At 73.8% G+C, this 19757-nt stretch carries 21 protein-coding genes and 1 riboswitch; of the genes, 13 read left to right on the top strand and 8 right to left on the bottom strand.

Annotation, left to right across the window (positions count from 1 at the left end):
* Positions 1-193: 193 nt before the first annotated feature.
* The 6 genes from IF43_RS0115735 to IF43_RS0115710 form a co-directional block, all read right to left on the bottom strand.
* Positions 194-1063 carry an urease accessory protein UreD gene (locus tag IF43_RS0115735; RefSeq protein WP_078910192.1) on the bottom strand — a complete coding sequence of 290 codons (870 nt, stop codon included), beginning with the start codon at positions 1061-1063 and terminating at the stop codon, positions 194-196.
* Complete coding sequence (gene ureG / locus IF43_RS0115730) at positions 1060-1752, bottom strand: urease accessory protein UreG (RefSeq protein ID WP_030200188.1); 693 nt, start codon at positions 1750-1752, stop codon at positions 1060-1062. The genes IF43_RS0115735 and ureG overlap by 4 nt, the downstream gene beginning before the upstream one ends.
* Positions 1753-1846: 94 nt before the next feature.
* A complete protein-coding gene (locus tag IF43_RS0115725) occupies positions 1847-2551 on the bottom strand; it encodes an urease accessory protein UreF (RefSeq protein ID WP_030200186.1) in 705 nt (234 codons plus the stop codon).
* A gap of 8 nt (positions 2552-2559) precedes the next feature.
* Positions 2560-4281, bottom strand: coding sequence for an urease subunit alpha (locus tag IF43_RS0115720; protein ID WP_030200184.1), 1722 nt, complete (start codon positions 4279-4281; stop codon positions 2560-2562).
* Positions 4274-4585 carry an urease subunit beta gene (locus tag IF43_RS0115715; RefSeq protein WP_030200182.1) on the bottom strand — a complete coding sequence of 104 codons (312 nt, stop codon included), beginning with the start codon at positions 4583-4585 and terminating at the stop codon, positions 4274-4276. The genes IF43_RS0115720 and IF43_RS0115715 overlap by 8 nt, the downstream gene beginning before the upstream one ends.
* A gap of 10 nt (positions 4586-4595) precedes the next feature.
* Entirely contained in the window at positions 4596-4898 is a 303-nt protein-coding gene (locus IF43_RS0115710) for an urease subunit gamma (protein WP_030200180.1), read from the bottom strand.
* A gap of 620 nt (positions 4899-5518) precedes the next feature.
* A riboswitch (cyclic di-AMP (ydaO/yuaA leader) is annotated at positions 5519-5741 on the top strand.
* A gap of 3 nt (positions 5742-5744) precedes the next feature.
* On the opposite strand from IF43_RS0115710, the gene IF43_RS0115705 reads away from it, so the two are divergent.
* Both IF43_RS0115705 and IF43_RS0115700 read left to right on the top strand, forming a co-directional pair.
* A complete protein-coding gene (locus IF43_RS0115705; RefSeq protein WP_030200178.1) occupies positions 5745-6218 on the top strand; it encodes a C40 family peptidase in 474 nt (157 codons plus the stop codon).
* Between the two features lie 82 nt (positions 6219-6300).
* Positions 6301-6690: a VOC family protein gene (locus IF43_RS0115700; RefSeq protein WP_030200176.1), complete on the top strand. Its 390-nt coding sequence runs from the start codon at positions 6301-6303 to the stop codon at positions 6688-6690.
* A gap of 49 nt (positions 6691-6739) precedes the next feature.
* On the opposite strand, the gene IF43_RS0115695 is transcribed toward IF43_RS0115700, so the two are convergent.
* A complete protein-coding gene (locus IF43_RS0115695; protein ID WP_030200175.1) occupies positions 6740-7192 on the bottom strand; it encodes an ATP-binding protein in 453 nt (150 codons plus the stop codon).
* A 227-nt stretch (positions 7193-7419) separates the two neighbouring features.
* On the opposite strand from IF43_RS0115695, the gene IF43_RS0115690 reads away from it, so the two are divergent.
* Together IF43_RS0115690 and IF43_RS0115685 are read left to right on the top strand one after the other, a co-directional pair.
* Positions 7420-8283, top strand: coding sequence for a helix-turn-helix transcriptional regulator (locus tag IF43_RS0115690; protein WP_030200174.1), 864 nt, complete (start codon positions 7420-7422; stop codon positions 8281-8283).
* Positions 8284-8297: 14 nt separating this feature from the next.
* Positions 8298-8528 (top strand): DUF397 domain-containing protein, encoded by a 231-nt coding sequence (locus IF43_RS0115685; protein WP_030200173.1) that lies wholly within the window; start codon positions 8298-8300, stop codon positions 8526-8528.
* Positions 8529-8562: 34 nt separating this feature from the next.
* Here the strand turns inward: IF43_RS0115685 and IF43_RS0115680 are convergent, their stop codons facing one another.
* Complete coding sequence (locus IF43_RS0115680) at positions 8563-9711, bottom strand: 8-amino-7-oxononanoate synthase (protein ID WP_030200171.1); 1149 nt, start codon at positions 9709-9711, stop codon at positions 8563-8565.
* 148 nt (positions 9712-9859) lie between these two features.
* Between IF43_RS0115680 and bioB the strand changes: the two genes are divergently transcribed.
* From bioB to mug, 9 genes are all read left to right on the top strand, one after another.
* Positions 9860-11125: a biotin synthase BioB gene (bioB, locus tag IF43_RS0115675; protein WP_030200169.1), complete on the top strand. Its 1266-nt coding sequence runs from the start codon at positions 9860-9862 to the stop codon at positions 11123-11125.
* The gene (locus tag IF43_RS0115670; protein WP_030200167.1) at positions 11118-12485 is read left to right on the top strand and encodes an adenosylmethionine--8-amino-7-oxononanoate transaminase; all 1368 of its coding nucleotides are present in this window, start codon (positions 11118-11120) and stop codon (positions 12483-12485) included. The genes bioB and IF43_RS0115670 overlap by 8 nt, the downstream gene beginning before the upstream one ends.
* A gap of 8 nt (positions 12486-12493) precedes the next feature.
* Positions 12494-13210: a dethiobiotin synthase gene (gene bioD, locus IF43_RS0115665; RefSeq protein ID WP_030200165.1), complete on the top strand. Its 717-nt coding sequence runs from the start codon at positions 12494-12496 to the stop codon at positions 13208-13210.
* 175 nt (positions 13211-13385) lie between these two features.
* Positions 13386-14054 carry a class I SAM-dependent methyltransferase gene (locus IF43_RS0115660; protein WP_030200163.1) on the top strand — a complete coding sequence of 223 codons (669 nt, stop codon included), beginning with the start codon at positions 13386-13388 and terminating at the stop codon, positions 14052-14054.
* A gap of 295 nt (positions 14055-14349) precedes the next feature.
* Positions 14350-15816 (top strand): hemolysin family protein, encoded by a 1467-nt coding sequence (locus IF43_RS0115650; RefSeq protein WP_030200161.1) that lies wholly within the window; start codon positions 14350-14352, stop codon positions 15814-15816.
* Positions 15813-16832 carry a hemolysin family protein gene (locus IF43_RS0115645; RefSeq protein ID WP_030200159.1) on the top strand — a complete coding sequence of 340 codons (1020 nt, stop codon included), beginning with the start codon at positions 15813-15815 and terminating at the stop codon, positions 16830-16832. The genes IF43_RS0115650 and IF43_RS0115645 overlap by 4 nt, the downstream gene beginning before the upstream one ends.
* A gap of 36 nt (positions 16833-16868) precedes the next feature.
* Entirely contained in the window at positions 16869-17660 is a 792-nt protein-coding gene (locus IF43_RS0115640) for an SGNH/GDSL hydrolase family protein (protein ID WP_030200157.1), read from the top strand.
* A gap of 102 nt (positions 17661-17762) precedes the next feature.
* Entirely contained in the window at positions 17763-19196 is a 1434-nt protein-coding gene (gene purB, locus IF43_RS0115635) for an adenylosuccinate lyase (RefSeq protein WP_030200155.1), read from the top strand.
* Complete coding sequence (gene mug / locus IF43_RS0115630) at positions 19193-19753, top strand: G/U mismatch-specific DNA glycosylase (protein ID WP_037888755.1); 561 nt, start codon at positions 19193-19195, stop codon at positions 19751-19753. The genes purB and mug overlap by 4 nt, the downstream gene beginning before the upstream one ends.
* The last annotated feature ends 4 nt before the right edge of the window (positions 19754-19757 follow it).

The following is a 19757-nucleotide window of genomic DNA, read 5'->3' as shown; positions in this document are numbered from 1 at the left end:
GCCGAGCACCGCTGTGCGTATCACGTGGTATTCCCCCTGCGTCATGTGCGGCCGGAGTGGGCCGTGTTCGAACAGACTGCTCGGGGATCCTTTCGTCTGCGGGGTACCTGACAACAGAGTGCTGACCGGTTCTTTACCAACCCGATAACCGGATCGGCCTGTACCGCTCAGCGGTGCAGAATCCGGTCAGAGTTCACCAACCGTACGCACGGCGGGCCCCGTCGAGCAGGGCCCGCAGCCGCAGCCCGTCGGGCGCGAGCACCGTGACGAGCACCGCGGGGCCGGCCAGCGGGGTCACGGCCGCGTACTCGCCCAGCATCCGGGGCGTCACCGGGTCGGCCTCGAACCGGGGGTCCACCACCAGGAGTTGGCCGATCGCCCGGTGTCCGCCCAGCACCGCGGGGCCGTCCCACCCGGCGGCCGCCCCCGGCCCGCAGGACAGCTCCTGGTCGAGCAGCGGCCGCCCGGCCCGGGTGACCCGGAGCCGGCTGGTGAGCAGGCCCGGTTCCTCGGCCGCCCGCCCCAGCACCTGCTCCTCGCGCAGCAGGAGGCGGGCCGACGGGGCGAGTTCGGCGACGGTGCGGGTGTACAGCCTGCTCCCGCGGGCGCAGATGAGGGGTTCCGGGAGCCAGCGCAGCTCGGCGGCCTCCTCGACGGCGAGGCGTACGTCGTACCGGGCCGGGGCACCGTCCCGGCCGGGCAGCGCGATGGTGGCGGCGGCGGAGGTGACGGTCAGGGCGGCGCCGGCGGCCACCTCCGCCTCCACCGCGAGCCGGTCGCCGCCGAGCGGTGCGCTCATGGCGCCGACCAGGGTGGCCTGCGCGCCGGGGCCGGGGCCGCGGGTGCGCCGAAGGGCGAGCGGGCCGTCACCGGCGAGCAGCGGCAGGGCCGTGCCGCCCCGGCCGTCGGGGACGGCACGGATCCGGGCCGTCGCGGACACGCCGTAGCCGTGGGGGACCGCCGGCCCGTCCGGGGGGACGGGTACGGCGGCGGGAGCGGCCGCGGAGGCGGGGGTGGGGGCGTAGGCGGGGGCGGGAGCCGGTACGGCAGCGGGGGCCGTCATGCCGGTACGCCCGCCCAGGCGGCCAGCCGCTCGCGGACCCAGCCCGCGACGGGCGCGACGCCGCCCTCGGCGGCCAGGGAGGTGAAGGCGACGGGGAGTTCGCCGCGCTGGGCGGCCGCGTCGCGGGCCATCCGGTCGAGGTCGGAACCGACGTACGGGGCGAGGTCGGTCTTGTTGACCACGAGCAGGTCCGCGGTGGTGACCCCGGGCCCGCCCTTGCGCGGGATGTCGTCGCCGCCCGCCACGTCGATCACGAAGATCTGGGCGTCGACCAGGCCCTTGGAGAACGTGGCGGTGAGGTTGTCGCCACCCGACTCGACCAGGACCAGGTCCAGGGGGCCGACGGTGTCCTCCAGGTCCTCGACGGCCTCCAGGTTGGCGGAGATGTCGTCGCGGATCGCCGTGTGCGGGCAGGCCCCGGTCTCCACGGCCGCGATCCGCTCGGGCGGCAGCACGGCCTCGCGCAGCAGGAACTCGGCGTCCTCGCGCGTGTAGATGTCATTGGTGACCACCGCGAGGGAGAACTCCTCGCGCAGTGCCCGGCACAGTGCGGCCACGGTGGCCGTCTTGCCGGAGCCGACGGGGCCGCCGAGCCCGATGCGCAGCGCCCGGCGCCGGCCGTCGGGGCGGGTCTCGGGGGCACCGTGGGTGTGGCGCTGGGGGTAGACGACCGGGTGGTCGAGGTGCATGGGGCCCTCCAGGGGCGGACGAGGGGGAACGGGGAACCCGAGGGAGACGGAAGGGGGGAGGAGAAGGAGAGGAGGAGGACGGTGCCCCCGCGACTCAGGAGGCGAACAGCCGGACCGGCCACGCCGCGTGGGCCTGGGCCCCGATCTCGAGCAGCGGCGAGGCTGCCGACGGCAGCGCACCGGTCCCTTCCGTACGGGCGCGTGCGGCAGCGGCGGCGGCGCGCTCCGCGACCGCGTCCAGCTCGGGGGCGAGCCGGGCGAGCACCGCCGTCGCCTCGAAGGGGTCGAGGCCGAGCAGCCGTACGGTCGCGGTCGTCGGTCCGCCGACGCTCTCGTACGCCGCCACGTGCGCGGCGTCCAGCGGCCCGAGGCCTGCGGCCCGGGCCGCGAGCCCGAGGACCACCGGCTGGTGGGCGCCACGCGGGAACGCGGCGGACAGCGCCGCCAGCCCCGGGTCGCCGGGCCACACGGACCGGGCCGCTCGGGTGAGCTGGCGCCCCAGCCGCCGGGCGGCGGTGCGCAGGGCGGGCGCGGGGGTGCGGGCGTCGGCGGCGGCGTCGAGGTCCGCCGGGTCGTGGCCGGCGGCGGCCGCGGCCGCGAGGGCGGCGGCGACCAGTCCCGCGGTGTGCAGCCGGCCCCGGCAGAACTCCTGCAAGGAGGCGGCGTCCGTGATGCGGCCGGCCTTGACGGCCGCCTCGGCGCCGCCGGAGTGGGCGTGGCCCCCGGCCGGGAAGCGGCCGTCGGCCAGGACGAGCAGCGCGGCCCGGCCGCCGCCGGTGGGTGGGGTGTACGTGTCCATGGGTGCCGTCAGAAGAGGAAGTACCGCTGGGCCATGGGCAGTTCGGCGGCGGGTGCCGGCTCGACGGGCTCACCGTCGATGGTCACGGTGAACGTGTCCGCGTCCACCTCGACCCGGGGCATGGCGTCGTTCTCGCGCATGTCCGCCTTGGTGACCCGACGGGTGTCCTCGATGGCGACGAACTCCTTTCCGAGGCCGAGGCGTTCGGGCAGTCCGGCGTCCAGGGCCGCCCGGGCGGTGAAGTTGACCGAGTTCAGGCCCGGGGCGCGGCCGAGGGCTCCGTACATGGGGCGGGGCAGCACCGGCTGCGGGGTCGGGATGGAGGCGTTGGCGTCGCCCATCTGCGCGTACGCGATCTGGCCCCCCTTGATGACGAGCTGGGGCTTGACGCCGAAGAACGCCGGCTCCCACAGCACGAGGTCGGCGAGCTTGCCGGTCTCGACGGAGCCGATCTCACGGGCCAGGCCCTGGGCGACGGCCGGGTTGATCGTGTACTTGGCGACGTAGCGGCGGGCCCGGTGGTTGTCGGCGCGACCGTCTCCGGGCAGGGCGCCCCGGCGCCGCTTCATGGTGTGCGCGGTCTGCCAGGTGCGCAGTATCACCTCGCCGACCCGGCCCATGGCCTGGGAGTCGGAGGAGATGATCGAGATGGCGCCGAGGTCGTGGAGGACGTCCTCGGCGGCGATGGTGGAGGGTCGGATCCGGGACTCGGCGAAGGCGAGGTCCTCGGGGACGGCCGGGTTGAGGTGGTGGCAGACCATCAGCATGTCGAGGTGCTCCTCGACGGTGTTGACGGTGTGCGGCCGGGTCGGGTTCGTCGAGCTGGGGAGGACGTTCGGCTCGGAGACCACGGTGATGATGTCGGGCGCGTGCCCGCCGCCGGCGCCCTCGGTGTGGTACGCGTGGATGGTCCGTCCCGCGATGGCGGCGAGGGTGTCCCCCACGAACCCGGCCTCGTTGAGGGTGTCGGTGTGGACGGCGACCTGGGCGCCGGTCTCCTCGCACACGCGCAGGCAGGCGTCGATGACGGCCGGGGTGGCGCCCCAGTCCTCGTGGATCTTGAAGCCGAGGGCGCCGCCGCGCAGTTGGGAGTGCATGGCCTCGGCGGACATGGTGTTGCCCTTGCCGAGCAGGCCGATGTTGACGGGGTGGGCGTCGAGCGCGGCGAACATCCGGGCCGTGTGCCAGGGCCCGGGGGTGACGGTGGTGGCCTTGGAGCCCTCGGCGGGGCCGGTGCCGCCGCCGACGAGGGTGGTGATGCCGGAGGCGAGGGCCTCGTCCAGGATCGTCGGCGCGATGAAGTGCACGTGCGCGTCGATGGCACCGGCGGTGAGGATCTTGCCGTTGCCGGCGATGACCTCCGTCTCGGGGCCGATGACAAGGTCGGGGTGCACCCCGTCCATGGTGTCGGGGTTGCCGGCCTTGCCGATCCCGGCGATCCGCCCGTCGCGGATGCCGAGGTCGGCCTTGACGACGCCCCAGTGGTCGAGGATCACCACGCCGGTGATGACGGTGTCGGGGGCGCCTTCGGCACGGGTGGTGCGGGCCTGCCCCATGGACTCGCGGATCACCTTGCCGCCGCCGAAGACCGCCTCGTCGCCCGCGAGTCCGGGTCCGCCGCTGAGGTCCTCCTCGATCTCGACGAGCAGGTCGGTGTCGGCCAGCCGGATCCGGTCGCCCGTGGTGGGGCCGAACAGGGCGGCGTAGTCCTGTCGGGTGAGCTCAGCCATCGAGGGCACCGCCCGTCTCGCCGCGCAGGCCGGGCACCGAGCGCAGGCCCGCCAGCGGTACGAGCTCGACCTCGACCGGGATGCCGGGCTCGAAGCGGACGGCGGTGCCGGCGGCGATGTTCAGGCGCCGGCCGCGGGCGGCCGCGCGGTCGAAGTCCAGGCCGGGGTTCACCTCGGCGAAGTGGTAGTGGGAGCCGACCTGCACGGGGCGATCGGCGGCGTTCAGCACGGTCAGGCGGGTGGTGGGGCGGCCCGCGTTGAGGGCCACGACCCCGTCCGCGTGGAGGATCTCGCCGGGAATCACGTCGGCCCCCTCAGACGATCGGGTCGTGGACGGTGACGAGCTTGGTGCCGTCGGGGAAGGTGGCCTCCACCTGGACGTCGTGGACCATCTCGGGGATGCCCTCCATGACCTCGTCACGGGTGAGGATCTTGCGCCCGGAGGCCATCAGCTCGGCCACCGTGCGGCCGTCGCGGGCGCCTTCGAGGATGTGCGAGGTGATCAGGGCGATCGCCTCGGGGTGGTTGAGCCGCAGGCCGCGGGCCCTCCGCTTCTCGGCCACGTCGGCGGCGACGTGGATGAGAAGCCGCTCTTGTTCGTGCGGTGTCAGTTGCACGGGGGTCACCTCACTGCGGTTACGGATGATCAAGGCGGAGCGAACCGGACCATATCCGCGGTCAACAACCTGTTGACCTTCCCTTGCCAACTGCTGGTGATGACTTGTCGCTCGCAGAGCCCTTTTTGGCCGTTGGATGACCACCGCTTTGCGTCACCCAGGGACACGGACCGGGCCCCGCAGCGTAGGGCTCGTGCTTTTCCGTCGTGTTACTCCACGTTTCGGGCGGTCGCACGGTTCGAACGCGGGCCGCCGCGCGGACCGGCGGCCGGGTGCGGGTGTTGCGCGGGCGGGTCATGAACACCCAGCGTAGCCACGCCAGTACGTCTGGCGACCTGACGAAGCATCGACGTTCCGGCCAGAGTCACCCGAACGGGCGCCCTCCACTTATGCATTCTTGACGCAGTACCGGACAGACCGGCGCAGACCGCAACCGCGCAGGTCAGGGCATGCGTCCTTGTCACCTGAACGGCCGGAACCGGAGCCGGAAACCACAATTCCGGCATACGTGACGAGTCTCACATATCGCCGATTCGATGCGGTTTTCGGGCAATTCCTGGGTGAGGATCCCTGTCGACGACAAGCCCCCGCCACCACGGCGGGGCGGTCCGGGCGGACGCCGAGTCCTGCCGCCTCACCCGGATGACTGGTCGACAGGAATGCATCGGCAGGAGTGGAGGACCCAGCAGTACGGGTCGGCGGACCGTCAGGTCCGTTGCCGGCCCTTGGGGTGAAGCCGTACGTCGCCCCGTCCCGCACAGGGGACGGGGCGTTCGGCGGCCGGGCGAACTTCGCCGCCCGAACCCGACAGGTCATCCTTCACAGGCGGCTGACGAAGGGTTGCGCATGTCCGCGCTCACGAACGTCCCGTCCGCGCTGTCCCGAGCCGGGGTCACCTCGGCCCTCGCGCTCGCCGTGGCCGGGGCCACGCTCCTCGCTCCCGGCGCCCAGGGCGAGGCCGCCGCGGCGACGCCCGGCATCAAGGCGCTCCAGGTGGCCGCATCGAAGAAGGGCTCCCCGTACCAGTGGGGGGCGGTCGGCCCGCACCGGTTCGACTGCTCGGGGCTGACCCTCTACTCCTTCAAGAAGGCCGGCAAGTCCCTGCCCCGCACGGCGGCCCAGCAGTACAACCGCACCGCGCACGTCTCCGCGGGCTCCCGGCGGCCCGGGGACCTGGTGTTCTTCCACTACGGCTCGTCCGTCTACCACGTGGGCATCTACGCCGGCGCCAACCGGATCTGGCACTCGCCGAAGACGGGCTCCACGGTCCGCCTCGAGAAGATCTGGACGCACAGCGTGTGGTACGGCCGCGTGCGCTGAAATCACCGCCCCGCAGGGGGCGTACGCGGGTAGGTTGGCGGATCCCGGCGCACCGGGCCGGGATCCGCGACCAAGGAGAGCCGTGTCCTTTCTCAACCCCGTCCGGCACATCAACTTCGACGCCCGCGACCCCTACCGCCTCGCCGAGTTCTGGGCCGCCGTCACCGGGTACGCGCTCGACCCGACCGAGAAGGGCGACCCCGAGGTGCTGCTCGACCCGCAGCAGCCCGGAGCGCCGGGAATCCTGTTCTGCCAGGTGCCCGAGGAGAAGTCCGGCAAGAACCGCGTCCACCTCGACATCCAGCCGCCCACCGGCACCCGGGACGAGGAGGTGGCGCGGCTCCTCGAGCTCGGGGCCCGGATCGAGGACGACCGCCGGACCTCGGAGGGCATGGGCTGGGTGGTCATGTCCGACCCGGAGGGCAACGAGTTCTGCGTGGAGCGCAGTGCCGTCGAGCGCGGACTGGTCTGAACGCCCCGACGCCGCGTCAGCAGGTCCGTTCGGCGGCCCCGACGCCGCGTCAGCAGGTCCGTTCGGCGGGCGCGGGGGCCGCGGCCGCCGTCCACGGCAGCACGATCCACACCGTCTTGCCCCCGTCGGCGGTCGGGCTCACCGACAGCCGGCCGCCCGCCTCCGCCGTGAGCCAGCGGATGATCACCATGCCCCGGCCGTTGTCCTGCTGGACGGCGGCCGGCAGTCGCCGGGGCCAGCGCGGGTGGCTGTCGGTCACCCCGATCCGCAGCAGTTCGTCGCGCTCCAGCCGCATGTCCACCGTGAACACCGGGGACTGGCCGAACGTGTGCTGCACGGCGTTGGTGGCGAGTTCGGAGACGATCAGCCGGACGCTGTCGGCCTGGCCGGCGTCCTCGGGCAGGCCCCATTCGGACAGCACGTCCGCGACGTACCGCCGGGCCGCGGACACCGAGGCGGGATCGCTCGGCAGAGTGACGGATGCTTCCTGGTGGTCTGCCATGGCGACACTGTCCCTTTCCCACCGGGGCCGGACTCCGACTCGTAGCGGATGACCTCGAGGACGGTCCCGGATCTGTGCTCCGCGCCAGACTGCCACTCATGGCGGCGCCGACGCTGCCGTTCCATCAAGATATGCATATATCTGTCCCTCAAAGCGGTGAACTCTGCTACGGAAGACCGTATTTGGGCGTAGGACTGGCGCGGGTGCGCCGGTGGAAGGAGGCCGGCATGCAGCACGGTCCCGCGGTGCGCCGCCGCAAGCTGGGCGAGGAACTGCGCGCTCTGCGCGACCGCTGTGGGTTCACCAGCGGGGAGGCGGCCCAGCTGCTCGGGTGGCACCAGTCGAAAATCAGCCGCATCGAGACGGGGCGAAGTGGCGTGAAACCGGCAGACGTCCGGCTCCTCCTGGACGCGTACGGGGTGTCCGACGCCCGGGAGCGCGCACTGCTGGAGGCCCTGGCCGTCTCGGCGGGCGACACCGGCCAGGCGCGGCAGTGGTGGCACGAGTACCGGGGCCTGCTGCCCCAGGAGTACCGGGACTTCATCAGCCTGGAGGCCTCCGCGAGCGCCGCCCGCACGGTGGAGCTGTCGGTGGTGCCCGGGCTGCTCCAGACCCCCGCGTACGCGCGGGCGGTGACCCGGGCGGCGCTCGGGGGGCTGCCGGAGCCCAAGGTGGACGCGCTGGTCGACGTACGGCTGGCCCGGCAGTCGGTGCTGCGCGCGGATCCGCCGCTCCAGCTGAGTGCGGTGCTCGACGAGGCCGTCCTACGACGTCAGATCGGCGGTCCGGAGGTGATGGCGGAGCAGCTGCGGCACCTGGCGGCGGTCGCGGAGCTGCCCCAAGTCCGGCTCCAGGTACTGCCGTTCAGCGTGGGAGGTCATCTCGGCCTCACCGGGCCTTTCGTTATTTTCTCATTTCCGAACATCGTCGATCTGGACGTGGTTGTTCTCGACCATTTGACGAGTAGCCTCTATCTGGAGCGGAAAGAAGACCTCGAGGCGTACAGCGCCGCCTTCCGGGCAATCCAGGCGCACGCCCTCCCGCCCCAGGACTCGTCGGATCTCATCAGCGCGATCGCTGACGGCGCGTAAGGAGGCACACCCCCATGTCCGCAAACCCCCGACCCCCGAGCGGACTTCTGAACAGCGCGACCTGGCGGCGCAGCAGCCGCAGCACCGGGATGAACAACTGCGTGGAGGCCGCCGAGCTCGGCCGCACGCTGCTGGCCGTCCGTGACTCCAAGCGGGTCGAAGGGCCCGCCCTCGTGTTCACGGACACGGCCTGGCAGGGCTTCCTGTCGTACGTACGGGCGGACCTGCCCGGTTCCGAGGGCTGACCCCCTCTCCCCCGGAACCGGCGGACCGACCGTCTCAGCCCGCGGTCGGCGCGGTCCGCAGGATCGTGTCGACCGCGCGCGTGATCTCGGCCTCCGTCAGGTCGCCGCGCGCCGTCAGCCGCAGCCGCGAGATGCCGTCGGGCACCGACGGCGGACGGAAGCAGCCCACCGACAGCCCCGCCCCGCGGCAGTCGGCCGCCCACTGCAGCGCCGCCGCCGGCGAGGGCGCCCGCACCGACACCACGGCCGCGTCGGGCCGCGCCGCCGTCAGGCCGGCCGCCGTCAGCCGCTCGTGCAGCGTCCGGGCCACCTCCCGGGCCCGCTCGGCGCGGGCCGGCTCGCGGCGCAGCAGGCGCAGGCTGCCCAGGGCCGCGCCCACGGCCGCCGGGGCCAGTCCCGTGTCGAAGATGAAGCTGCGGGCCGCGTTGACCAGGTGCTCGATCACCTTCGCGGGACCCAGTACCGCACCGCCCTGACTGCCCAGGGACTTCGAGAGGGTCAGCGTCGCCACCACGTCCGGGTCGCCGGCGAGCCCGGCGGCGTGCAGTGCACCGCGACCGCCCTCGCCCAGCACGCCGAGCCCGTGCGCGTCGTCGACGACCAGGGCCGCGCCCTCGGCGCGGCAGGCCGCCGCGTAGCCGGCCAGCGGGGCGGCGTCGCCGTCGACGGAGAAGACCGAGTCGGTGACGAGGACCTTCCGGTCGCCCTCGTACGCGGCCAGGGTCTTGCGCGCGGTCTCGGGGTCGGAGTGCGGCACGACCGCCACCTCGGCGCGCGAGAGCCGGCAGCCGTCGACGATGGAGGCGTGGTTGCCGGCGTCGGAGACGACCAGGGAGCCGCGGCCGGTCAGCGCGGTGACGGCGGCGAGGTTGGCGGCGTAGCCGGAGGACAGGACGAGGGCCGCCTCGAAGCCGCAGAACTCGGCGAGCTCGCGCTCCAGCTCGGCGTGCAGCGCCGTGCTGCCGGTGACGAGCCGGGAGCCGGTCGCACCGCCGCCCCAGCGGCGGGCGGCCGCGGCGGCCGCCTCGACCGTCTCGGGGTGGCGGGCCAGGCCCAGGTAGTCGTTGCTCGCGAGGTCCAGCAGGTCCGACTCCGCCGGGCGCGGCCGCAGGGTGCGGACCAGCCCGGCCCGCTCACGGGCGGCTGCGGCCCCGTCGATCCAGGCGAACACGTCCTCGGGCATCGGCCACCGTCCTCGTCTTTGTGGGCTGTCCACAGACCCTAGTCCCCGTGCGTCACGGGACTGGTGTGGTGATGCCCACACCGCCTTCGACTCTTCTTGTAGCTTCTCTCCTTGGCCGAGGGCCGGGGCGTGAGACAGGATCACGCCTATGGACCTGCTGAACACCCTGGTGGACAAGGGGCTGCGGCGCGAGCTGCCGACCCGTGAAGAGGCGCTCGCCGTGCTGGCGACGTCGGACGACGACCTGCTCGACGTGGTGGCCGCGGCCGGCAAGGTGCGGCGCAAGTGGTTCGGCCGTCGAGTGAAGCTCAACTACCTGGTCAACCTGAAGTCCGGGCTGTGCCCCGAGGACTGCTCGTACTGCTCGCAGCGGCTGGGCTCCAAGGCGGAGATCCTCAAGTACACCTGGCTGAAGCCGGAGGACGCCTCCAAGGCGGCCGCGGCGGGCGTGGCCGGCGGCGCCAAGCGCGTGTGCCTGGTGGCGAGCGGGCGCGGTCCCACGGACCGCGACGTCGACCGGGTGTCGAAGACCATCGAGGCCATCAAGGAGGAGAACGAGGGCATCGAGGTCTGCGCCTGTCTCGGCCTCCTCTCGGACGGCCAGGCGGAGCGACTGCGCGAGGCGGGTGCCGACGCCTACAACCACAACCTGAACACGTCCGAGGGCACTTACGGCCAGATCACCTCGACCCACACCTACCAGGACCGGGTCGACACGGTGAACAAGGCGCACGCCGCCGGCCTGTCCGCCTGCTCCGGTCTGATCGCGGGCATGGGCGAGAGCGACGAGGACCTGGTGGACGTGGTCTTCTCGCTGCGCTCGCTGGACCCGGACTCGGTGCCGGTCAACTTCCTCATCCCCTTCGAGGGCACGCCGCTGGCGAAGGAGTGGAACCTCACCCCCCAGCGCGCGCTGCGGATCCTGGCGATGGTCCGCTTCGTCTGCCCCGACGTGGAGGTCCGGCTCGCGGGCGGCCGCGAGGTGCACCTGCGCACGCTGCAGCCGCTGGCCCTGGAGCTGGCCAACTCGATCTTCCTCGGCGACTACCTCACCAGTGAGGGCCAGGCCGGCCAGGCCGACCTCGACATGATCGCGGACGCCGGGTTCACGGTGGAGGGCGCGGACACCACGACGCTGCCCACCCACCGCTCCGAGGCCCGCGCGGGCGGCGGCTGCGGTTCGCACGGCGGGGGCGCCTCGCTGTGCGGTCCGCAGGAGGGCGCGGCGGCCGGCTGCGGTTCCGGCTGCGGTGGCTGCGGCTCGCACGAGGAGCCGGCGGCCGAGGTCGCCGAGGCCCCGGCGGCCGAGGCCGGGCAGGAGCAGCCGGCCCAGGCCGCGCCCGGCGAGGTGCGGCCGGAGCTGGTCGCCGTGCGCCGCCGGGGTGCCGGCACGGACCTCGCGCCGAATGCCTGATCCGCTGTACGGGGCCGCCGGGCCCGGGTCCGCCGGAGCGGGCCCGCGGTCCGGCGGGTCCGGCTCCCTGTCCCCCGCCGACCTGCGGGCGCTCGACCGGCAGCACGTGTGGCACCCGTACGGTCCGATGCCGGGCCGCCAGGAGCCGCTCGTGGTCTCCTCGGCGTCGGGCGTCCGGCTGCGGCTGGCCGAGCCGGCCGAGGGCCACCACGAGTTGGTCGACGGGATGTCCTCCTGGTGGTCGGCCGTCCACGGCTACAACCACCCGGTGCTCAACGAGGCGGCGCGCGGCCAGCTCGACCGGATGAGCCACGTGATGTTCGGGGGGCTCACGCACGAGCCCGCCGTGCGGCTCGCGGCGAAGCTGGTGGAGATCACCCCCGAGGGGCTGGAGCACGTCTTCCTGTGCGACTCGGGATCGGTCTCGGTCGAGGTCGCGGTCAAGATGTGCCTGCAGTACTGGCGTTCGCTGGGGTACGCGGGCAAGACCAGGCTGCTGACCTGGCGCGGTGGCTACCACGGCGACACGTGGCAGCCGATGGCCGTGTGCGACCCCGAGGGCGGCATGCACGAGCTGTGGCAGGGCCACCTGCCGAAGCAGGTGTTCGCCGACGTCCCGCCCGCCGGCTTCGACGCCGAGCCGGACCCGGAGTACGTCGCCCACCTGCGCGCGCTGGTCTCCGCGCACGCGGACGAGCTGGCCGCGGTGATCGTGGAGCCGGTGGTGCAGGGCGCGGGCGGCATGCGCTTCCACTCCCCCGGCTACCTGCGGGTGCTGCGGGAGCTGTGCGACGAGTACGGGGTCCTGCTCGTCCTCGACGAGATCGCCACCGGCTTCGGCCGCACCGGCGCGATGTTCGCGGCGGACCACGCGGGCGTCACGCCCGACGTGCTGTGCCTGGGCAAGGCCCTGACGGGCGGCTACCTGACGATGGCCGCGACCCTGTGCACCTCGCGGGTGGCCGACGGGATCTCGCGGGGCGAGGTGCCGGTGCTCGCGCACGGGCCGACGTTCATGGGCAACCCGCTGGCCGCCTCGGTGGCCCTGGCCTCGATCGACCTGCTGCTCGGCAGCGACTGGGCGGGCGAGGTCAAGCGGATCGGGGCGGGGCTGCGCGAGGGGCTCGCCCCCGCCGCCGCGCTGCCGGGCGTCCGGGACGTACGGGTGCTCGGGGCGATCGGCGTCGTCCAGCTCGACCACGAGGTCGACATGGCGGCGGCCACCCGGGCCGCCGTGCGGGAGGGCGTCTGGCTGCGCCCGTTCCGCGATCTGGTGTACACGATGCCGCCGTACGTCTCGACGGACGAGGACGTGGCGCGGATCGGCCGCGCGGTGTGCGCGGCCGCACGGGAAGGCTGAAGGCTGACATGGGCGTCCTCGTCGTGTCCGGTACGGGCACGGAGATCGGGAAGACGGCGGTGACCGCGGCGGTCGCGGCGGCGGCGCTGGCCGCCGGGCGGTCCGTCGCGGTGCTCAAGCCGGCCCAGACCGGCGTGGCCCCGGGCGAGCCCGGGGACGTGGCGGAGGTCGGGCGGCTGGCGGGGCCGGTGACGGGGGCCGAACTGGCCCGCTACCCCGAGCCGTTGGCCCCCGACACGGCGGCGCGCCGGGCCGGGATGCCGTTCGTCTCGCCGGCCGACGTCGCCGGGGCCGCGGAGAAGCTGGCCGCCGAGCACGACCTCGTGCTCGTCGAGGGCGCGGGCGGGCTGCTCGTACGGTTCGACGCCGAGGGCGGCACGCTCGCGGACGCGGCGCGGCTGCTGGACGCGCCGGTACTGGTGGTGGCCCCGGCCGCCCTGGGCACCCTCAACTCCTGTGCGCTGACCGCCGAGGCACTGGCCGCCCGCGGCCTGGCCACGCCGGGCATCGTCATCGGCAGTTGGCCGGCGGAGCCGGACCTGGCGATGCGGTGCAACCTCGCGGACCTGCCGTCGGTGTCCGGCGTGCCGCTGCTGGGCGCCGTACCCCAGGGGGCGCCGGGCCTGGACCCCGCCGCGTTCCGCGCGGCGGCCGGCTCGTGGCTGGCCCCGGCGCTGGACGGGACCTGGGACGCCGCGGACTTCACGGCGCGCTGGGCCGCGTAGGCCGCCCCCCTCTCCGGGGACGGGGGCGCGTCCTGGCGCGCGGTGGTGCCGGACGGGGTGGGGCGGGGCGGGGGAAATCGCCCGGCCCCGCGTCCGGGCGCGGGGGTAGCGGCCGCGCACGGGGGGACACTGACGGTATGCGCCCGCCGTGCCCGCCCGTGCAAGGAGGCCCGTCATGACGCGCCGGACCCGCGCCGCCAAGGAACCCGTCCATCACCCCCTCTTCGCCCGCGCCTACGCCCGGATGAGCGCCCAGGCCGACGCCCACGCCGGGGTGGCCCGGATCCGGGCGGAGCTGCTGACCGGGCTCAGCGGCCGGGTCATCGAGATCGGTGCGGGCAACGGGCGCAACTTCGCCCACTACCCGGCCGCCGTCGCCGAGGTGGTCGCGATCGAGCCCGAACGGACCCTGCGCCGGCTCGCGGTACGGGCGGCGCTGCGCGCCGAGGTGCCGGTGGACGTGGTGCCGGGCGTCGCCGAGGCGCTACCGGTCAAGAGCGAGGCCTTCGACGGGGCGGTGGCCTCCCTGGTGCTGTGCTCCGTACGGGACCTGCCGCGCTCCCTCGCCGAGATCCACCGGGTGCTGCGACCGGGCGCGGAGCTGCGCTTCTTCGAGCACGGGCTGGCGCCGGGGCCGAACATGGCCTCCTTCCAGAGGCTGCTGGACCGGACGGTGTGGCCGCGGCTGTGCGGGGGCTGCCACACCTCGCGCGATCCGGTGGCCGCCATCGAGGCGGCCGGGTTCGAGCTCCTCGCGCAGCGCTCGCTGCGGCTGCCGGAGCGCGGCCCGGCCTTCCCCGACTCGTACTGCGTCCTGGGCTCGGCGCGGCGGCCGTCGGTCTGACGGCCGGCCGGGCGCACCGGCCGGTCGGGCCCCGGTCAGGCCGGCAGCGGGTTCACCCGGCGCGTCCACCGGTCCTGCGGCTCGTACCCGGCGGCGCGCCACGCGTGCCGGCCGGGACGACCGCCGCCCACCCGTCCACTTTGCCGGTCCTTTACCATGTGGGGACCGACCCGGCCCGCCCCGCGGCCGGTCCGACGACCGAAAGGTGTGAGCGTCCGCCCATGGGCGAGCCTCCCAGTACCCGACATCGCGCACGACGCCTCCCCCTGGCCGATCATGGGACGGAGGTGAACCGATGACCGAAGTGCTTCTGCTCGTCGTGGCGCTGCTGCTCTGCCTCGCCTGCGGCGTCTTCGTGGCGGCGGAGTTCTCGCTGACCACGATCGAGCGCGCGGACCTGGAGGCGGCCGTCGAGCGCGGCGACCGCGGCGCCGACAGCGCCCTGAAGGCCGTCCGGAGCCTGACCTTCCAGCTCTCCGGCGCCCAGCTCGGCATCACCGTCACCGGCCTGGTCATCGGCATGCTCTCCGAGCCCTCCATCGCCGCGCTGCTGAGCGGCCCGCTGGAGGCGATCGGGCTGGGCGAGGCCACGGCCTCCTCCGTGGCGCTGCTGCTCGGGACGGCCCTGTCCACCGTGGTCCTGATGGTGGTGGGCGAGCTCGTCCCCAAGAACTGGGCGATCTCCTCCCCGCTGTCGGTGGCCCGGCACGTGGCCACCCCGCAACGGATCTTCAGCATGGTGTTCAGGCCCCTCATCGGGCACCTGAACACCACCGCCAACCACATGGTCCGCCGCCTGGGCATGGAGCCTGCCGAGGAACTGGCCTCCGCCCGCACCCCGCAGGAGCTGGTCGCGCTGGCACGGCACTCCGCGAAGGCGGGCGCGCTGGAGAAGGACACCGCCGAGCTGTTCGTACGGACGCTGAACCTGGCCGATCTGACCGCCGAGAACGTGATGACCCCCCGCGTGCAGGTCACCGCGCTGGACGTGCAGACCACGGCCGAGGACGTCGCGAACGCCACCCAGGCCACCGGCCTGTCCCGCTTCCCGGTCTACCGGGGCAGCCTCGACACGGTGGTCGGGACCGTGCACATCAAGGACGTGCTGGCGCTGCCGGCCGAGGAGCGGCACCGCTACCCGGTGGAGCGCCTGCTGCGCGAGCCCCTGCTGGTGCCCGAGTCGCTGACCGTGGACCGGCTGCTGGACCGCCTCTCGGGGCGGCAGACGATGGCCGTGGTGATCGACGAGTACGGCGGTACCGCCGGCGTGGCCACGCTGGAGGACATCGTCGAGGAGGTCGTCGGCGAGGTCCGCGACGAGCACGACCCGCACGAGACCCCCGACCTGGCCCCCGCCGGCACCGACGCGAGCGGCCGCAGGCTCTACTCCGCCGACGGCGCGGCCCGCACCGACCAGCTGGCCCGGATCGGGCTGCGCGTGCCGGACGGCCCGTACGAGACGCTGGCGGGGCTCATCGCCACCGAGCTGGGCCGGATACCCGCGGTGGGCGACGGCCTGGACCTGGACGGCTGGCGGGTGGACGTGGTGGACGCCGTGGGGCGCCGCGCCTCGCGGGTCCTGCTGCACGCACCGGCCGCGCCCGCGGTCCCGGCCGCCGAGGAGGACGGCCGGCGCCCCCGGCGCCACAAGGGCGAACGCCGACACCGGGGTGCGGACCGCCCCGGCGGCGGACGTCGCAGGGCCGCGGACCGGCCCGCGCCGGACGGCCGCGGCAAGGACGAGGAGGGGACGGACCGATGACCGCGCTGCAACTGCTGATCGGCTTCCTGACCCTGGTGGTCAACGCCTTCTTCGTCGGCGCGGAGTTCGCCCTGATCTCGGTCCGGCGCAGCCAGATCGAGCCGTACGCCGACAAGGGCGACCGGCGGGCGCGGAGCGTCCTGTGGGGTCTGGAGCACGTCTCGGCGCTCATGGCGGCGGCACAGCTGGGCATCACCCTGTGCACCCTGGTGCTGGGCGTGGTGGCCGAGCCCGCGATCGAGCACCTGCTGACGCCGCTCTTCGAGCTCGTGGGCATGCCCGCCGGGGCCACGCACGCGATCTCCTTCGTGATCGCGCTCGCCGTCGCGACGTACCTGCACATGCTCTTCGGCGAGATGGTGCCGAAGAACGTGGCGCTGTCCGAGCCGGTGCGCACCGCGCTCGCGCTCGGACCGCCGCTGGTGACGCTCACCCGGGCCCTGAAGCCGGTGATCTTCGCGGTCAACGCCTTCGCCAACCTGCTCCTCAGGCTGCTGCGGGTGGACGCCAAGGGCGAGGTGTCCGCCACCTTCTCGGACGACGAGCTGGCGCGCATGGTGAAGGACTCCAGCGACGCCGGGCTGCTGGACGACCGGGCCAGCGAGCGCCTGCACGACGCGCTGGAGCTGGGGCGCCGGCCGGTGGCGGACGTGGTGCTGCAGGTGGAAGGAGTGGTGACCGCCCGCGAGGGGATCACCCCCGCAGAGCTGGAGCAGCTGTCGGCCAGGTCCGGGTACTCGCGCTTCCCCGTGGTCGACGGGCAGCGTCGGATCCTGGGCTACCTGCACGTGAAGGACACGCTGGACGCGCCCAGCCGGGACGAGCCGTTCCCGACGGACGCGCTGCGGCCGATCGCCCAGGTACGGGCCGAGACGCCGCTGGACGACGTGCTGACCGCGATGCGGCGCAGTCGCACCCACCTGGCGGCGGTGCTGGGGACGGACGGCACCCTCGCCGGTCTGGTGACGATGGAGGACGTTCTGCGCGAGCTGTTCGGGAATGCGGCGAACACCTGAGCGGGCGGACGAACCGCGCGGTAACATCGCACCGCCATGAAAATGAATGCCTCGTACACCAGTTTTGTCGCGGTCGGCGATTCCTTCACCGAGGGGATGTCCGACCGGCTTCCCGACGGGTCGTACCGGGGCTGGGCCGATCTGCTCGCGGCGCGGCTGGCCGCCCGCGAGCCGGGCTTCCGCTACGCGAACCTCGCCGTGCGGGGCAAGCTCATCGGCCAGATCGTCGAGGAGCAGGTGGACGCGGCGGCCGCGATGCGGGCCGACGTCGTCACCCTGGTGGGCGGGCTGAACGACGCGCTCCGGCCCAAGTGCGACATGGGCCGGGTCCGCGGGCTCCTGGAGGAGGCCGCCGGTCGGCTCGCCCCCTCGTGCGGTCGACTGGTGCTGATGCGCTCCCCCGGGCGCAACGGACCGGTCATGGAGCGGTTCCGACCGCGCATGGAGGAGCTCTTCACGTTCGTCGACGAGCTGGCCCGCCGGCACGACGCCCTGGTGGTGGACCTGTACGGGGCGCCGGCCCTGGGCGACCAGCGGCTGTGGGACGTCGACCGGCTGCACCTGACGCCGGAAGGGCACCGCCGCGTGGCCGAGGCCGTCTGGCAGACGCTGGGCCTGCCGGCCGAGCACGACTGGCGGGCGGAGCTGCCGCCGGCGCTCCCGGCCGGCTGGGCCGAACGGCGGGTGGCGGACGTGCGCTTCGCCCGCCGGCACCTCTTCCCCTGGATCGGCCGCCGGCTGACCGGTCGGTCCTCCGGGGACGGCCTGCCGGCCAAGCGGCCCGAGCTGCTGCCCTTCGCGCCCCTGCCGCAGGGGCCGCGGGCATGAGCGCGGTCCGGCGCGGCCGCGCCGCGTGAGCCCGCTCTCGTAGCAAGCCACAATCGGGGGCGGGGCGCTGGCCTGCGCAAACCGACAGTAGAATCCCTACACGTGACAGCCAAGCCCCGCATCCCCAATGTCCTGGCCGGCCGCTACGCCTCCGCGGAGCTCGCCGTCCTGTGGTCCCCCGAGTACAAGGTGACGCTGGAGCGGCGGCTGTGGCTCGCCGTGCTGCGCGCCCAGAAGGACCTCGGCATCGAGGTCCCCGACGCGGCCCTCGCCGACTACGAGCGCGTCCTGGAGCAGGTCGACCTCGCCTCCATCGCGGAGCGCGAGAAGGTCACCCGCCACGACGTGAAGGCCCGCATCGAGGAGTTCAACGCCCTCGCCGGCCACGAGCACGTCCACAAGGGCATGACCTCGCGCGACCTGACCGAGAACGTCGAGCAGCTGCAGATCCGGCTCTCCCTGGAGCTGGTCCGCGACCGCACGGTGGCCGTCCTGGCCCGCCTGGGCAAGCTGGCCGCGGAGCACGCCGAGCTGGTCATGGCCGGCCGCTCCCACAACGTCGCCGCGCAGGCCACCACCCTCGGCAAGCGCTTCGCCACCGCCGCCGACGAGCTGCTCGTCGCGTACGCCCGCCTCGAGGACCTGCTGCAGCGCTACCCGCTGCGCGGCATCAAGGGCCCGGTGGGCACCGCCCAGGACATGCTCGACCTGCTCGGCGGCGACGCCGGCAAGCTCGCCGAGCTGGAGCAGCGCATCGCCGGCCACCTCGGCTTCGCGCACGCCTTCACCTCGGTCGGCCAGGTCTACCCCCGCTCCCTCGACTACGACGTGGTCACCGCGCTGGTGCAGCTGGCCGCCGCCCCGTCCTCGATCGCGAAGACGATCCGCCTGATGGCCGGCCACGAGCTGGTCACCGAGGGCTTCAAGCCCGGCCAGGTCGGCTCCTCCGCGATGCCCCACAAGATGAACACCCGCTCCTGCGAGCGCGTCAACGGCTTCATGATCATCCTGCGCGGCTACGCCTCGATGACCGGTGAGCTGGCGGGCGACCAGTGGAACGAGGGCGACGTCTCCTGCTCCGTGGTCCGCCGCGTGGCCCTGCCCGACGCGTTCTTCGCGCTCGACGGCCTGATGGAGACCTTCCTGACCGTGCTCGACGAGTTCGGCGCCTTCCCGGCCGTCGTGGCGCGCGAGCTGGACCGCTACCTCCCCTTCCTGGCCACCACCAAGGTCCTCATGGGCGCGGTGCGGGCCGGTGTCGGCCGCGAGGTCGCCCACGAGGTCATCAAGGAGCACGCCGTCGCCTCCGCCCTGGCCATGCGCGAGCAGGGCGCGGAGCGCAACGAGCTCCTCGGCAAGCTCGCCGCCGACGAGCGCATCCCGCTGGACCGTGCCCAGCTGGACGCCCTGATGGCCGACAAGCTGTCCTTCACCGGTGCGGCCGGCGACCAGGTCGCCTCGGTCGTCTCCCGCATCGAGGAGATCGCCAAGCAGCACCCGGAGGCCGCCGCCTACACCCCGGGGTCGATCCTCTGACCCCCGAGGAACTGGCCGCCGCCCGTGACCGCGTCATCCCCGACGTGGTCGCGGGCGGTCTGCGTGTGCTCTTCTGCGGCATCAACCCGGGCCTGATGTCCGCCGCCACCGGCCACCACTTCGCCCGGCCGGGCAACCGCTTCTGGCCCGTGCTGCACCTGTCGGGCTTCACCCCGCGCCGGCTCCTGCCGGCCGAGCAGGAGGAGCTCCTCGACTACGGGCTCGGGATCACCAATGTCGTGGCCCGGGCCACCGCCCGCGCCGACGAGCTCGGCACCGAGGAGTTCCGCGAGGGCGGCCGCCTCCTGGAACAGAAGGTCCGCCGGCTCCGACCGTCCTGGCTCGCGGTGGTCGGCGTCACCGCCTACCGCACCGCCTTCGGCGAGCGCGGGGCGACCATCGGCCCCCAGGACCGCACCATCGGCACCACCCGCATCTGGGTCCTCCCCAACCCCAGCGGCCTCAACGCCCACTGGACCGCCGAGTCCATGGCCGCGGAGTACGCCCGCCTCCGCGCCGCCGCCGAGGCCCCCGCCGGCCCCGTCGTCCCCGACTGACCTC

It is taken from the genome of Streptomyces sp. NRRL S-87 (assembly GCF_000719335.1).
Classification (GTDB): Bacteria; Actinomycetota; Actinomycetes; order Streptomycetales; family Streptomycetaceae; genus Streptomyces.
The sequence above is the reverse complement of the archived record's forward strand: the minus strand, read 5'-3'. Positions and strand labels throughout refer to the sequence as shown.